At 49.3% G+C, this 14,914-nt stretch carries 17 protein-coding genes; 14 read left to right on the plus strand and 3 right to left on the minus strand.

Annotation, left to right across the window (positions count from 1 at the left end; genetic code table 11):
• Positions 1 to 18: 18 nt before the first annotated feature.
• From BN3656_RS09130 to eutM, 3 genes are all read left to right on the plus strand, one after another.
• A complete protein-coding gene (locus BN3656_RS09130; protein ID WP_066547006.1) occupies positions 19 to 1,650 on the plus strand; it encodes an acetaldehyde dehydrogenase (acetylating) in 1,632 nt (543 codons plus the stop codon).
• An 11-nt stretch (positions 1,651 to 1,661) separates the two neighbouring features.
• Positions 1,662 to 2,312, plus strand: coding sequence for a phosphate propanoyltransferase (locus BN3656_RS09135; protein ID WP_066547009.1), 651 nt, complete (start codon positions 1,662 to 1,664; stop codon positions 2,310 to 2,312).
• 84 nt (positions 2,313 to 2,396) lie between these two features.
• Entirely contained in the window at positions 2,397 to 2,681 is a 285-nt protein-coding gene (eutM, locus tag BN3656_RS09140) for an ethanolamine utilization microcompartment protein EutM (protein WP_066547012.1), read from the plus strand.
• Positions 2,682 to 2,783: 102 nt separating this feature from the next.
• Here eutM and BN3656_RS09145 read toward each other — a convergent pair whose 3' ends face one another.
• Positions 2,784 to 3,953: an NADP-dependent malic enzyme gene (locus BN3656_RS09145; RefSeq protein ID WP_066547014.1), complete on the minus strand. Its 1,170-nt coding sequence runs from the start codon at positions 3,951 to 3,953 to the stop codon at positions 2,784 to 2,786.
• A gap of 47 nt (positions 3,954 to 4,000) precedes the next feature.
• Entirely contained in the window at positions 4,001 to 5,365 is a 1,365-nt protein-coding gene (fumC, locus tag BN3656_RS09150; protein WP_066547015.1) for a class II fumarate hydratase, read from the minus strand.
• A 195-nt stretch (positions 5,366 to 5,560) separates the two neighbouring features.
• Between fumC and BN3656_RS09155 the strand changes: the two genes are divergently transcribed.
• A complete protein-coding gene (locus tag BN3656_RS09155) occupies positions 5,561 to 5,869 on the plus strand; it encodes a YerC/YecD family TrpR-related protein (protein WP_066547016.1) in 309 nt (102 codons plus the stop codon).
• Positions 5,870 to 6,132: 263 nt separating this feature from the next.
• Here the strand turns inward: BN3656_RS09155 and BN3656_RS09160 are convergent, their stop codons facing one another.
• Positions 6,133 to 6,585 (minus strand): transposase, encoded by a 453-nt coding sequence (locus BN3656_RS09160; RefSeq protein ID WP_347461175.1) that lies wholly within the window; start codon positions 6,583 to 6,585, stop codon positions 6,133 to 6,135.
• Between the two features lie 42 nt (positions 6,586 to 6,627).
• Between BN3656_RS09160 and BN3656_RS16995 the strand changes: the two genes are divergently transcribed.
• The 10 genes from BN3656_RS16995 (at position 6,628) to BN3656_RS09210 (ending at position 14,914) form a co-directional block, all read left to right on the plus strand.
• Positions 6,628 to 6,759, plus strand: a complete 132-nt coding sequence (locus BN3656_RS16995) for a hypothetical protein (protein WP_278283996.1) — start codon at positions 6,628 to 6,630, stop codon at positions 6,757 to 6,759.
• A 140-nt stretch (positions 6,760 to 6,899) separates the two neighbouring features.
• The gene (locus BN3656_RS09170; RefSeq protein WP_066547017.1) at positions 6,900 to 7,958 is read left to right on the plus strand and encodes a molybdopterin-binding protein; all 1,059 of its coding nucleotides are present in this window, start codon (positions 6,900 to 6,902) and stop codon (positions 7,956 to 7,958) included.
• 5 nt (positions 7,959 to 7,963) lie between these two features.
• Positions 7,964 to 8,452: a cyclic pyranopterin monophosphate synthase MoaC gene (gene moaC, locus BN3656_RS09175; RefSeq protein WP_066547020.1), complete on the plus strand. Its 489-nt coding sequence runs from the start codon at positions 7,964 to 7,966 to the stop codon at positions 8,450 to 8,452.
• A gap of 3 nt (positions 8,453 to 8,455) precedes the next feature.
• Positions 8,456 to 9,511, plus strand: coding sequence for a GTP 3',8-cyclase MoaA (gene moaA / locus BN3656_RS09180; RefSeq protein ID WP_066547021.1), 1,056 nt, complete (start codon positions 8,456 to 8,458; stop codon positions 9,509 to 9,511).
• Between the two features lie 4 nt (positions 9,512 to 9,515).
• Entirely contained in the window at positions 9,516 to 10,040 is a 525-nt protein-coding gene (locus tag BN3656_RS09185; RefSeq protein WP_066547023.1) for a MogA/MoaB family molybdenum cofactor biosynthesis protein, read from the plus strand.
• Between the two features lie 55 nt (positions 10,041 to 10,095).
• Positions 10,096 to 10,986: a molybdate ABC transporter substrate-binding protein gene (gene modA, locus BN3656_RS09190; protein WP_066547025.1), complete on the plus strand. Its 891-nt coding sequence runs from the start codon at positions 10,096 to 10,098 to the stop codon at positions 10,984 to 10,986.
• A gap of 27 nt (positions 10,987 to 11,013) precedes the next feature.
• Positions 11,014 to 11,691, plus strand: coding sequence for a molybdate ABC transporter permease subunit (gene modB, locus BN3656_RS09195; protein WP_066547028.1), 678 nt, complete (start codon positions 11,014 to 11,016; stop codon positions 11,689 to 11,691).
• Positions 11,681 to 12,832, plus strand: coding sequence for an ATP-binding cassette domain-containing protein (locus tag BN3656_RS09200; RefSeq protein WP_066547031.1), 1,152 nt, complete (start codon positions 11,681 to 11,683; stop codon positions 12,830 to 12,832). The genes modB and BN3656_RS09200 overlap by 11 nt, the downstream gene beginning before the upstream one ends.
• A gap of 1 nt (position 12,833) precedes the next feature.
• Entirely contained in the window at positions 12,834 to 13,778 is a 945-nt protein-coding gene (locus BN3656_RS09205; RefSeq protein ID WP_066547034.1) for an NTP transferase domain-containing protein, read from the plus strand.
• Positions 13,775 to 14,914 (plus strand): XdhC/CoxI family protein, encoded by a 1,140-nt coding sequence (locus BN3656_RS09210; protein ID WP_066547037.1) that lies wholly within the window; start codon positions 13,775 to 13,777, stop codon positions 14,912 to 14,914. Before BN3656_RS09205 ends, BN3656_RS09210 begins: the two co-directional genes overlap by 4 nt.

Here is a 14,914-nt window from a genome sequence, read left to right on the forward strand (position 1 = left end):
CGGAGAAAGGAACCGATAATGGAGAATTTTGATTTAGATCTGCGTTCCATCCAGGAAGCCAGAAATCTGGCCCGTCAGGGTGAGGAAGCAGCAAAGAAAATGGCCACTTATACAAGTGAGCAGATTGACAAAATTTTAAAAAGCATGGTAGAAGCAGCAGAAGAGCATGCGGCCTGTCTGGGAAGAATGGCAGTGGAAGAGACCGGCTTCGGAAATGCAGTTCATAAGGCATATAAAAACCATGCGGCGTCTACATTATTATATGAAGATATCCGTGATATGAAAACCGTAGGCATTATCTCAGAGGATCGTGCCAGAGGTACCATGGATGTAGCTGCTCCGGCAGGATTGATCATGGGCATTGTTCCATCTACCAATCCTACCTCTACCGTAATTTACAAATCCATCATTGCTATTAAGGCTGGAAATGCAATCGTATTTTCTCCCCATCCATCCGCAGCCAAGTGTACTTTAAGGGCAGCAGAGGTAATGCGTGACGCAGCTGTTAAGGCAGGCGCTCCGGAGGGCGTGATCAGCTGCATTACAACACCTACCATGGCGGCAACTAATGAATTGATGCACTGCAAAGAGGTGGCTCTTATCATCGCAACCGGCGGCCCGGGAATGGTTAAGGCAGCCTACAGTGCAGGAAAGCCGGCCATCGGCGTAGGCGCAGGAAACTCCCCTGCATACATTGAACGTACAGCAGACGTTAAGGCGGCAGTAGACGCTATTATTGCCAGCAAGACCTTTGACAATGGAACCATCTGTGCTTCTGAGCAGTCGATCATCTGCGAGCGCTGTAACCATGATGAGGTGGTTGCAGAGTTAAAACGCCATGGAGCTTACTTTATGACGAAGGAAGAGACCGACAAGGTATGCCGTCTGCTCTTTAAGAACGGCCATGCAATGAATGCCAAGTTCGTAGGACGCAGTCCGGAGGTGATCGGACAGGCAGCCGGGATTTCTGTTCCGGCAGGAACCACGGTTCTGATCGGAGAACAGGGCGGCGTAGGAGAGGGATATCCTCTTTCCTATGAGAAGCTTACAACAGTTCTGGCATTTTACACCGTAGAAAACTGGGAAGAAGCCTGCAAGCTCAGCATTGACCTTTTACAGAACGGTATCGGTCATACCATGAGCATCCATACCAATGATCAGGAACTGGTTCGCAAGTTTGCCATGAAGCCGGCTTCCCGTATCCTTGTAAATACCGGAGGCAGCATGGGCGGAACCGGAATCAGCACAGGACTGAATGTAGCCTTTACCTTAGGCTGCGGAACCTGCGGCGGAAGCTCTGTTTCCGAAAATGTAAGCCCCTTAAATCTGATCAATGTAAAGAAGGTTGCTTATGGATTAAAGAACTGCTCTACCCTTCTTAAAGATGACAGAACCTTCCGCAATCCGGAGAAGGCGCAGGAAGTACAGGCCAGCTGCTCTCAGAATACAGCTTCTTCCCAGAGCTTTAGCCCGGCTGATATCGTGGCATCCTTTGAACGCCGCCAGGGCGGGTGCTGCTGTGGGGCTGCTGTTCAGGAATCCAGCATTGATACGGCAGAACAGTTAAAAGAGGCCTCTGTTAAGGGATTTACAGATGACGCCCATCTGGCTGATCTGGTACGCCAGCTGATTGCATCCATGAACGAATAAGGAGGCAGAATATGAATCAGTGTGAAGAACTGCTTAAGCTTTTAATGGAAGCGGTACAGCAGGAAGGGCAGAAAAAGGAAGAACCCTGTGCCAATGGGGGGATTCCGGTAGGTGTTTCCAACCGCCATGTCCATCTGTCTCAGGCTGACTTAGACCGCCTGTTTGGTCCGGGATATGAGCTGACCAAGATGAAGGATCTTTCCCAGCCGGGGCAGTATGCCTGCAAGGAAATGGTTACGGTCTGCGGCCCTAAGGGAGCGATTGAAAAGGTACGCATCCTGGGGCCGGTACGCCGGGAAACACAGGTAGAAATACTGGCAGGAGACGGCTTTAAGCTGGGAGTAAAGGCTCCGGTACGGCTTTCCGGAGATCTGGATGGAACACCGGGAATTACCCTGGTGGGCCCGAAAGGTTCTGTACAGACAGAAAAAGGCGTAATGGTTGCTCAGAGGCATATTCATATGCTTCCGGCTGACGCAGAGCGCTTTGGCGTCCATGACGGACAGGTTGTAGATCTGGAGGCAGAAGGTCCCAGAGGAGGTATTTTAAGAAATACGGCAATCCGTGTGACTGCACAGTCGCAGCTGGAATGCCACCTGGATATGGAGGAGGCAAATGCTTTCGGTCTGGGAGGAACTTCCGTGGTACATATCCATTGCTAAACTATATTGGAAGTCTTCGGCTGAAAATGGCTGGACTGTAATCATGTGAACTAAAAAATTAAGATAAATCAGGAGGAAATAATCATGAAGTATGATGCATTAGGAATGATCGAGACAAAGGGACTGGTAGGCTCTATTGAGGCAGCAGATGCTATGGTAAAGGCAGCAAATGTTACCCTGATCGGCAAGGAATTCGTAGGCGGCGGCCTTGTTACTGTTATGGTACGCGGCGATGTAGGCGCAGTTAAGGCAGCTACAGATGCAGGCGCAGCAGCAGCTCAGAGAGTAGGAGAGCTTGTTTCCGTTCATGTAATCCCACGTCCACATGCAGAGGTAGAGACCATTCTTCCTTCCGTAAAGGAGAACTAAAACGTATTAAAGATAAGAAAGGCCGCAGCCGGATGAGTCCTGGCTGCGGCCTTTTTGCGCCTGTGTTTTGATGTTATATGGCTTTTAAATAGATTGTATTCTTTAAATCCGTGCGATCCCTTCCTCTACAGCCACATCAGCTACCGCTTTTGCAACTACGTCGGCTACCGCCTTGTTTAACGGGGAGGGAATGATATTATCTGCTGTAAGCTCCTCATCAGAAACCATGCCGGCAATGGCATAGGAGGCTCTCTGCTTCATGGATTCAGTGATCTCTCTGGCACGGACGGAGAGAGCACCTTTAAATACGCCCGGAAATACCAGTACATTGTTGATCTGGTTGGGGAAGTCAGAGCGGCCGGTTCCTACGACTGCAGCGCCTCCTGCCAAGGCCTCGTCGGGCATAATCTCCGGTGTGGGGTTTGCCATGGCAAAGACGATACCCTTATTCATGGAGGCAACCATTTCCTTTGTCACCAGTCCGGGACGGGATACGCCGATAAAGGCGTCCGCATTTTTTAAAGCGTCGGCCAGAGTGCCATGCTCGTGATCCAGATTGCTGATATGGGAAATTTCTTCCTGGCCAGGATTTAAGCCCTCGTCGCCTTCGCAGATAATACCATTGATATCGCAGAGGATCACATTTCCAAAGCCCATATTGATCAGATGTTTTCCGATGGCAATGCCTGCGGCTCCTGCTCCGTTAATTACCACACGAAGCGTTCCCATTTCTTTTCCTGTTACCTTGATGGCGTTTAACAGGGCGGCTGCCACAACGATAGCGGTGCCGTGCTGGTCATCATGGAATACAGGGATATCGCACAGCTCCTTTAAACGGCGCTCAATCTCAAAGCATCTGGGAGCGGCAATATCCTCCAGATTGATGCCGCCGAAGCTTTTGGAAATCAGATGTATGGTCTGTACAATGGTATCTGTGTCCTTGGAGTCAATGCAGAGAGGGAATGCATCCACATCTGCAAATTCCTTAAACAGGGCGCATTTTCCTTCCATAACCGGCATACCGGCTGCAGGGCCGATATCTCCCAGACCCAAAACAGCCGTACCGTCTGTGATGACGGCTACCAGGTTGGAGCGGCGGGTCAGCTTAAAGGACTGCTCGTAATCCTTTGCGATCACCCGGCAGGGCTCGGCTACGCCCGGAGTGTAGGCTAAAGAAAGATCCTCTCTTGTTTCGATTTTTTTGCGAGAAACGACCTCGATTTTTCCGTTCAGGTCGTAATGCATCTGCAGGGATGCCTGATTGATATCCATGATTTTGTTCCTCCTGTAAAATAAAATGTGCTCTGGGAGCAGAGTGTTTATACCATAGCTTCGGGTTTGAATACCTGATCGAATTCCTCTTCCGTGAGAAAGCCCAGAGATACGCAGGCTTCCTTCAGGGAAATATTTTCCTTATAGGCTTTTTTTGCGGTTTTAGCCGCATTTTCATAGCCGATATGCGGATTAAGGCAGGTCACAAGCATCAGGGAACGACGGAGATTTTCATCCATCTTTTCACGGTTGGGCCGGATGCCGGATACGCAGTTATTATTAAAGGAAATCAGTGCGTCGGTTAAAAGACGGACAGACTGGAGAAAATTGTAAATACATACGGGCATGAATACATTTAATTCAAAGTTTCCCTGAGAGGCAGCAATGCCTACAGCCGTATCATTTGCCATAACCTGAACCGCCACCATAGTGACAGCCTCGCACTGAGTCGGATTTACCTTTCCCGGCATAATGGAGCTTCCGGGCTCATTTTCCGGGATAAAGATTTCACCCAGTCCGCAGCGGGGGCCGCTGGAAAGCCAGCGGATATCATTTGCGATCTTCATCAGATTGGCTGCCAGGCCTTTTAAGGCGCCGTGGGCAAATACCAGCTCGTCCTTGCTGGTGAGAGAGTGGAACTTGTTGGCTGCGGTGACAAATTCTTTTCCTGTGAGCTCGGAAACTGCTTTTGCCACTTCCGTATCAAAGCCTTTTGGGGCGTTTAAGCCGGTGCCTACGGCAGTGCCGCCCAGAGCCAGCTCCCGAAGTCCCTTAAGGCTTAAGGCAAGCATTTCCTTTGATTTTTCCAGCATATTTTTCCAGCCGCTGATCTCCTGGGAAAAGGTGATGGGAGTGGCGTCCTGAAGATGGGTGCGCCCGGTTTTGATGATACCCTCATTTTCCTTCATCAGGCGGTCAAAGGTGGAGATTAAAAGATCCAGAGCAGGAAAGAGCCTGTCCTCGATTTCGACCGCCGCAGCAATGTGCATGGCAGTGGGGAAGGTGTCATTGGAACTCTGGGACATATTGGAGTGGTCGTTGGGGTGGAGCAGCTTCTTTCCGGCGATTTCATTTCCCCGGTTGGCGATGACCTCGTTTACATTCATATTAGACTGGGTGCCGCTTCCGGTCTGCCATACAGCCAGAGGAAAATGACCGTCAAGCTTTCCTGCCAGAATCTCATCACAGACTGCAGATATGAGGGAAAGGCGTGTTTCATCCAGCTTTCCCAGACGGTGATTGGCCATGGCCGCTGCCTTTTTCAGGATCGCAAATGCCCGTATTATCTCCATAGGGATCTTTTCTGCTCCGATTTTAAAGTTTTCAAAGCTGCGCTGGGTCTGAGCCCCCCAATAACGGTCTGCAGGAACCTGGATTTCTCCCATGGAATCGTGTTCAGTACGGTACTGCATGATTTGTTAGCCTCCTTGCGTGTACGTCGTAATATTTTTGATAACAGTATACCACACATGAAGTTGTTTGAAAATAATTTACTTTATTTTCCCGAACTGTTCGCAAGATATGGACTTTCAAACTTTAATATGTTAAAATAACTGAGTGCAGATTATATAAATAAAAAGTCATAAAGCAATAAGGAGAATATAGATATGAATAAAAAAATTAAAACAGAAGCAGTGGATCATTTGTTTGATGCGATTCTTACCCTGAAAACACCGGATGAGTGCTATAAGTTCTTTGAAGACGTATGCACCATCAATGAACTTTTGTCCCTTTCCCAGCGCTATGAGGTGGCAAAAATGCTCAGGGAAGGGCAGACCTATCTGGAGATTGCGGACAGAACCGGAGCCTCTACCGCTACCATCAGCCGTGTAAACCGTTCTTTAAATTACGGAAGCGACGGCTATGATATGGTGTTTGGGCGTCTGCATCTGGGAGAAGATACGGACGGGGAGTAGGGGGTCACTTATAAAGTGGGTTAAAAACAGCACGGGTTTTCTTTTGTGACGGGCACGTGCTGTTTCTTTTGTTGGAGATTGCGGAAACTGTAGGATTATCCTAAATTATTCACGGAACAGTATTTGAATTGATAACAGTACCATGAATCTGAAAATTGATCCATGCAGCCATAACATCACTCAATTAACCCGTCAAAAGGGTATAAAATCCCTGTGGCAGAGTTCAGAGCAGTTGTTAAGCTGTCAATGTTCGTTAATAGTTGCTATTCCAGCTGTACATTCAGCTTGCCGATATTTGAAAGTGTCTCATAGAATTCATTCTTATAGGGGCAACTGCTGCACAGTTTGAATGTGATATATCCTGCTGAATGAACTACTTTTGCAGCAATCTTCAGCAATTTTAAACGGACGGTATCAATGCGTTGCTTTCGCATATTTGCTGATAACACCAATCTTCTAAACCAATTAAATATGTTATACGCAAGAGCATGTACCTGCAGTCTATTGGCATTTACCATTCTGGTATGACTGCTTACGGACGCAAAATCAAAACCGGATTTGCTTTCTTTAATGAAGTTTTCCATCAGCCCTCGCTTGCAGTAAAATTTGAAGAGATACTCTGGTGAGGAATCCATGTTTGTGACAACAAATGTGTACATGTAAACCATTTGGTTTATCAGGCACTTCCGATGGGGGCGGTTCCTGTAGGGCATAATTCCATAATAGACTTAAAGGATGTGCCCTGTGAAGAAGTTGATATGGGAGAAACGAATGCATATCATTTTTCTCTGGAAGGAGAATTCTTTATGCATAAAGAGCAAGCCTATGTTGAAACTGCTCCAAGAGATATTATACAATTTAAATATGCGGAAAGCCTGCAAATCCAGTAATGGTAAGACACTGCAAATATGAGGATCGTGTAGAAATACATGATCCTTTTCTGCCCCGCAAACCATTTACAAATTCCCCCATTCGTGGTATCATCATAAGAGCGTTATTTCAAAAAAACAATAACGGTGGAGGTTGCAAAATGAAGCTGATAAAAACAGTAGATGCAGAGGGTGCTGTACTCTGCCATGACATTACACAGATCATCAAGGGCGTGACAAAGGACGCCGTATTCCGCAAGGGGCATATTGTTGCAAAGGAGGACATACCGGTACTTTTAAGTGTGGGAAAGGATCAGCTGTATGTCTGGGAAAAGGAGGAGGGGATGCTTCATGAAAATGAGGCAGCCGAGATCCTGTGCAGCCTGTGCAAGGGAAACCATATGGAGCGCTCTGAGGTAAAAGAGGGAAAGATTGAGCTTACGGCTGACTGTGACGGTCTCTTAAAGGTGGATAACAGAGGCTTAAAGGCAGTGAACGGATTCGGACAGATGATGATCGCCACCCGTCACGGAAATTTTGCCGTAAAGAAGGGGGACAAGCTGGCTGGAACCCGTATCATCCCTCTGGTGATCGAAGAGGAGAAGATGGAGCGGGCCAAAGAAAGCGCATTGGCTGCCACAGGGGGACGTCCGATCCTGGATGTAATGCCTTTTGTACATAAAAAGGTAGGAATCATTACCACGGGAAATGAGGTGTTCTACGGGCGGATCAAGGATACCTTTACCCCGGTGATCGAGAAAAAGATGGCGCAGTTTGACACGGAGATCATTGATCATGTGACCTGGAATGATGATGATAAAAAGGTGACTGCTTCTATCCTTGATATGGTGAAAAAGGGTGCGGATGTAGTAGTCTGCACCGGAGGCATGAGCGTGGATCCTGACGATAAGACGCCCCTTGCCATCAAAAATACAGGAGCAAGGGTGGTATCCTACGGGGCTCCTGTGCTTCCGGGAGCTATGTTTTTATTAGCTTATCTGGAAGTAGAGGAGGAAGGAAAGAGCCGTACAGTGGCAGTGATGGGGCTTCCGGGCTGTGTGATGTATGCAAAGCGTACGATTTTTGACCTGGTGCTGCCAAGGGTGATGGCAGATGATGAGGTGACAGAGGAAAATCTGGCTTCTCTGGGACAGGGCGGCCTGTGCCTGAACTGCCCGGTCTGCACATTCCCCAACTGCGGTTTTGGAAAAGGAGTGTAGGAAAAATGGATTTTTCACATTTTGATGAACAGGGAAATGCCTGGATGGTAGATGTAGGCGGAAAGGAAGAAACAAAACGGGAGGCCACTGCAAGGGGCAGTATCTTTATGAGCCCGGAGTGCCTGAAAATGGTGAAAGAGGGTTCTATGAAAAAAGGCGATGTTCTGGGCGTGGCCCGTGTGGCCGGGATCATGGGGGCCAAGAGAACCTCTGAGCTGATTCCTCTGTGCCACCTGCTGAACCTGACCAAGCTGACTGTGGACTTTACGATCCATGAGGAGACAAATGAGATTGAAGCAGTCTGTACGGCCCGTACCACCGGACGCACCGGCGTGGAGATGGAAGCGCTGACCGGAGTGAATGTGGCCCTCCTTACCATCTACGATATGTGCAAGGCAGTGGATAAGTCTATGGAAATGAGCCATATCTATTTAGAGCATAAGTCCGGCGGAAAGAGCGGGGAATTTTATAATGAGGTAAGAAGGCAGAGGTAAAAAATGAGGGATCAGACGGGAAGAGAAATCGATTATATGCGGATCTCCATTACAGACCGCTGTAATCTGAGATGTAAATACTGTATGCCGGACGGGATCCAGTGTATGCCCCGGTGGGAGATCCTTTCCCTGGAAGAACTGGAGGCGATAGCCGTTTGTGCGGCGGATCTGGGAATCAGGAAGATTAAGGTTACAGGTGGAGAGCCGCTGGTGCGCAGGGACTGCCCCCAGTTAGTACGGATGCTCAAAAATGTCCCCGGTATTGAGAAGGTAACTCTCACCACCAACGGTGTTCTTCTGGAACAGTATCTGGGTGAGCTTTTGAATGCGGGGCTGGATGCGGTCAATATCAGTCTGGATACTCTGGATCCGGGGCTTTATGAGACCATTACCGGGGCAGATGCGCTGGATAAGGTTCTGGGAATCATAAGCAGGGCAGACAGGCTTCCCATCCCGGTGAAGGTCAATGCGGTATCCATTGATTTCGACAACTGGAAGGATGGAAAAGAGCGGGACAAGAACGGCTGGCGGGCCATGGCAGCACTGGCAGAGCAGTATCCGGTTGATGTGCGCTTTATTGAAATGATGCCCATTGGTTATGGAAAGCAGTTTCAGGGCATTGATCACAGAACGCTGCTTTTGCAGCTGAAGGAAATGTATCCGGATCTTGAAACAGACCATGAAGTCCATGGTTTTGGCCCGGCTGTTTATTATAAATCCCAAAGGTTTAAAGGCAGCATTGGCTTGATCAGCGCTATTCACGGAAAGTTCTGTTCTTCCTGCAACCGGGTGCGTCTGACCGCTCAGGGATATTTGAAAACCTGTCTGTGTTATGAGGATGGCGTGGATCTGAAACAGGTGCTCAGAGAGGAGATATCCCGGCCGGAAAAGGAAAGCCACTTCATCTGGCCGGAAGGGCTGGATGTTCGTGACGAAGGGCTTCAGAGCCGTTTGAGGACTGTGATGGAGAAAACGATCCTTAAAAAGCCCATGGCCCACTGCTTTGAAACACCGGGAAGGATTACGGAATCACATAATATGAGCTCGATCGGAGGATAAAAGGATGGATGCGAAGGAGAGAAACGGATTTGAGGAAAAGTCATTTAAGGCAGCTGTTATTACGGTGAGTGATAAGGGAGCCAGGGGAGAGCGTGTGGATGAAAGCGGCCCTGCAGCAAAAGAGATGCTGGAGGAGGCAGGCTATGAGGTAGTGGAGACGCTGATCATTCCTGATGAGCCGGAGGAACTTAAGACAGAGCTGATTCGTCTGGCAGATGAAGTCCGGGCAGATCTGGTGGTTACAAGCGGCGGTACGGGATTTTCCATGCGGGATCAGACTCCGGAGGCGACTCTGGCAGTGGCAGACCGGTTGGCTCCCGGAATTGCCGAGGCCATCCGGTATCAGTCCATGGCAGTGACGAACCGGGCCATGCTCAGCCGTGGAGTATCAGTGATCCGCAGACAGACCGTAATCGTCAACCTTCCGGGAAGTCCGAAGGCGGTAAGGGAGAGTCTGGGTTATATTTTGGATTCTCTTGACCACGGGATTCGGATTTTAAGAGGCAGTGCCTCAGAATGTGCCAGATAAGGCCAATGGGAATGAGTAAATAACTGGAAAAAATCAGAAAGAAGAGGAGTGGAAAATGAGAAAACAGCTTTATGCAGTGGCAGCAGCAATTTTAGCAGCAGGGATGCTGGCAGGATGCTCAGGAGGAGCAAAGGAGACTGAGGAACAGACAAGTGTTCAGGCAGAGAAGGAAACAGAGACCGCGAAGATTCCGGCAGCCGCTGAGGCAGAAACAGAAGCCGCTTCAGAGAAAGAAGAGACAGAGCTTTTAGTGGCAGCTGCCGCCAGTTTAAAAAATGCCTATGAAGAGGAACTGATCCCCATGTTTGAGGCTCAGTATCCGGGTGTTATAGTAACAGGCGTCTATGACAGCTCCGGTAAGCTTCAGACCCAGATCGAAGAAGGACTGGAGGCAGATGTATTTATGTCCGCAGCCACAAAGCAGATGGATGCTTTAAATGAAAAGGGGTTGATTGCTGAGGATACGATTGCGGATCTTCTGGAAAATAAGATCGTTCTGATTGTTCCCACAGGAAATGAAGCAGGGCTTGAAGCTTTTGAAGATATTGAAAAAGCATCCTCTATCGCACTGGGCGACCCGGCCAGCGTACCGGCCAGTCAGTATGCAGAGGAAGCGCTCACAAGTCTTGGGATCTGGGATCGGATCCAGGATAAGGTAAGCTTTGGAACCAATGTAACAGAGGTTTTAAACCAGGTAGCGGCTTCCAGTGCAGACGCAGGTATCGTATATGCCACAGATGCAGCCAGCATGGCAGAGCAGGTAGATGTAATTGCTGAGGCTCCCGAGGGAAGTCTGAAAAAGAAGGTAATTTATCCTGTAGCTGTGTTAAAAGGCAGCGCGCATTCTGAAGAAGCGGCAGATTTTGTGGAGTTTTTAAAAACAGAGGAAGCCATGAAGGTATTTGAGGCTTATGGCTTCTCCAAGGGAAATGAAATCCTGCCTTAAATCTGTAAATGAAAAGGAGGACGTATTATGGACTGGTCACCGGTTCTGATATCCATGAAGACAGCCAGCCTGTCCATCTTTATCACCTTTTTTCTGGGTATTTTTGCAGCGGGGGTTGTGATCCGTCTGAAAAATGAGACGTCAAAAATCATATGTGACGGTATTCTGACTCTTCCCCTGGTGCTTCCGCCTACGGTGGCCGGCTTTTTTCTGCTCTATCTGTTTGGGGTAAAACGCCCCATTGGACAGTTTTTTATTGATTTTTTCGGAGTAAAGATTGCTTTTTCCTGGGGAGCTACGGTACTGGCGGCGGTGGTGATGTCATTTCCGCTGATGTACCGCTCTGCCAGGGGTGCATTCGAGCAGGTGGATCCGGATCTGACTGCGGCTGCAAGGACCCTGGGGATGAGTGAGTGGGAAATTTTTTGGAAGGTGCTTTTTGCCAATGCCACTCCCGGCATCTTAAGCGGCGGTGTCCTGGCCTTTGCCAGAGGTCTGGGAGAATTTGGAGCCACTTCTATGATCGCGGGTAATATTGCGGGAAAGACAAGAACCCTACCAATGGCAGTGTATTCAGAGGTGGCCGCAGGCAATATGGGGGCTGCAGACCGGTATGTGGCCGTCATTGTGGTCATTGCCTTTATCTCTATTCTGCTTATGAATCTGGGAGCCTTAAGGGCAGGAGGAAGAAAGCATGGCGCTTGAGACAGAACACAGGCTTTTGCTGGGAGTTGAAATCAAAAAGAAGCTGAAGGAATTTTCTCTGGAGCTTTCCTTCGAGGCGGAAAAAGGCTGTCTGGGTATTTTAGGACCTTCGGGCTGTGGAAAGAGCATGACTTTAAAATCCATTGCAGGCATTGTGACGCCGGATTCCGGCCGGATTGCCCTTCAATATGCTCAGGGGGAGGCAGCCGGGGGACGGGTTCTGTTTGATTCTACCCTTAAGATCAATGAAACGCCTCAGATCCGCCGGGTAGGCTACCTGTTCCAGAATTACGCCCTGTTCCCCAATATGACGGTGGAGGAAAATATTGCCGCAGGCTTAAAGGGAAAGGGCGCAAGGGCTGCAGCGGGGGGCAGGAAGTCCCAGGTCTGCTCCCCTCAGGCCATTAAGCAGAAGGTGCAGGAGATGACGGAGCGTTTCCGGCTGATCGGACTGGAAAAGCATTATCCCGCTCAGTTGTCCGGCGGCCAGCAGCAGAGAACAGCACTGGCCCGGATTCTGGCCTATGAACCGGAAATCCTGCTTTTAGATGAACCGTTTTCAGCAATGGATACATATCTGAGGGAAAAGCTGCGTCTGGAGCTGGCAGAAGCATTAAAGGATTATGACGGCGTTTCCATTCTGGTAACTCATGACAGGGACGAGGCATACCAGCTCTGTCCGGAGATACTTTTGATGGATCAGGGAAAGGTTCTGGCCAGGGGAAAGACGAGAGATATTTTTGCCTGGCCCCAAACCTGCAAGGCTGCAAGACTTACGGGCTGCAAAAATATTTCCAGGATCAGGCGGATGGGTGAACGGCATATCTGCGCTTTGGACTGGGGCGGCTTAGAGTTGATGGCAGACCGTCTGGTGGGGGAGGAGATTACTGCAGTGGGGATCCGGGCTCATGATTTTGAGCCGCTAAGCAGACAGAAGGCAGCTGCATACGCATATGAAAACTGTATTCCTGTGGAAGAACCCCAGGTGTCTGAAATGCCCTTTGAGTGGTATATTACCCTGAAAAACGGCCTGTGGTGGAAACGAGAAAAGACGATTCATACCCACAATTCTGCCGGAGTGATCCCGGAGTATCTTCGGGTAGATCCGTCGGCTATTTTACTGTTAAAAGGAGAACTCTGATATGAAAAAAACAGGAGCAGTCATTGTGGCGGCAGGCCATAAAAACAGAGGAACGGCCTTTTTGCCCATGCTCCCGGTAGGGGACAGCACCGTGATCCGTCGGATCATTATTACGATGAGGCGGGTGGGGATTGATCCTATTGTGGTAGTGACGGGAAAACAGGGAGATGAGCTGGAGAAGCATATAAGCGATCTGGAGGTTATTTCCCTGCGCAATCCCGATTACGAAACGGAACAGATGTTTGACAGCATTTCCATGGGTCTTCGCTACATCAGAGGACTGTGTACACAGACACTGATCCTTCCTGCTAAATTTCCGCTTCTTTTGCGTGATACGCTGGAAAAAATGCTTTCAGAAGAGGGCGATATTATCCGGCCGGTTTTTGACGGAAAAAGAGGCCATCCGGTTCTTATATCGGAGCACGCAGCCGGGAAAGTGCTTGAATACACGGGAAATCGGGGCTTGCGGGGAGCACTGTTTGAAGCGGAGCAGTGCTTTGTGACAAAGGAAGTACCTGTGGAAGATCAGGGAATTATCTTTGCAGTGGAAACGGATGAAGACAGTACGGAACGGGAAATGGAAAAACAGAAGATCCAGGTGCATCCGGAGGTGCGTCTGGTCGTTCGGAGAAATGATCCCTTCTTTGGGCCGCTGCTTGCCCGTTTTCTCACCGTGGTCCGTCATACAGGTTCTATGCAGACGGCCTGCAGGCAGCTGCACATATCCTATACCAAAGGCTGGAAGCTTTTAAAGGAGGCGGAGCATCAGCTGGGCTATGGCCTCCTTGTATCCCGGTCAGGAGGAACAGAGGGGGGATTTTCCCGTCTTACAGAGAAGGGGGAAGATTTTCTAAGACGATATCTGTGCATGGAAGAAGAACTGCGCAAAGAAAGCGAACGGCTGTTTAAACGGTATTTTCCGGAAGAAAATGAGGTGTCAAAATGAGAGAGTTATTTAAAGAACTGAAAAAATGCCTTTTAAGAGGAGAGGGAGCAGCACTTGCTTCGATCATAGAGAGCGCGGGTTCCACACCCAGAGGCGCGGGTTCGCGGATGCTGGTAAAAGCAGATGGAACGGCTCTTGGAACTGTGGGCGGAGGAGCTGTGGAGTATCAGGTAACTCTGGCCTGCAGGGAAGCAGTTAAAAGTAAAGAGTCCGGTCTTCGAGAGTTTACTTTAACCCGTGGGAAAGAAGCCGATATCGGTATGGTCTGCGGGGGAGATGTGACGGTGTACATCCAGTATGTGGATCCTGAAATGCCAGGTATCCAGGAGCTTATCGATCAGGTTCTGAGTGTTCTTGATGTGGATGAGGACAGCTGGCTGATTTTTGACCTCACTGTGGAAAAATCGTGGAAAATGGGGCTTTACAGTGAAAAGACAGGCGTTTTGGGCCTTGGAAATGAAACGGCAGGAGCAGGGTGGATGAAGCATAGCTGTCCTTCGGGAGCCGCAGAAATGAAAGATGGAAGGGACGCTTCTGTATGTGAACGGGTGTTGCCGGAGACGGTATTTGGGCCTGAGTTTACAGCGCTTTTTGGTTCCCAGGCGGTCATTTCCAGGGAAAACGATCATTTTTACTATGTGGAGCCTCTGGTTCAATCTGGTACGGCGTATGTGTTCGGCGGAGGCCATGTGGCTCAGGAGCTGGTTCCCGTATTAAAAAAAGTGGGCTTTCGCTGTGTGATCATGGATGACAGAGAGATGTTTGCCAACCGGCAGGTATTTCCCGATGCCGATCAGGTAATCGTGGGAGATATGGAGCGGATTGGCGACTATGTGTCTATCCGGCCTCAAGACTACGTATGCGTGATGACAAGAGGCCATCAGTTTGACTATTATGTGCAGAAGCAGGCTCTGGCTTTAAAGCCCTGCTATCTGGGCGTGATGGGAAGCAAAAACAAGATCCGTGTGGTGACGGAACGGCTGCTTGAAGATGGATTTTCAAATGAGGAGATCAAGGCCTGCCATATGCCGATCGGTTTGGGAATCCATGCGGAAACACCCCAGGAGATTGCAGTCAGCGTTGCGGCGGAGATGATCTCTGTGCGGGCCGAGAGACTGGGAAAGACAAGGAGGTAA

Source organism: Clostridium sp. AT4, from assembly GCF_001517625.2.
Lineage (GTDB): Bacteria > Bacillota > Clostridia > Lachnospirales > Lachnospiraceae > Enterocloster.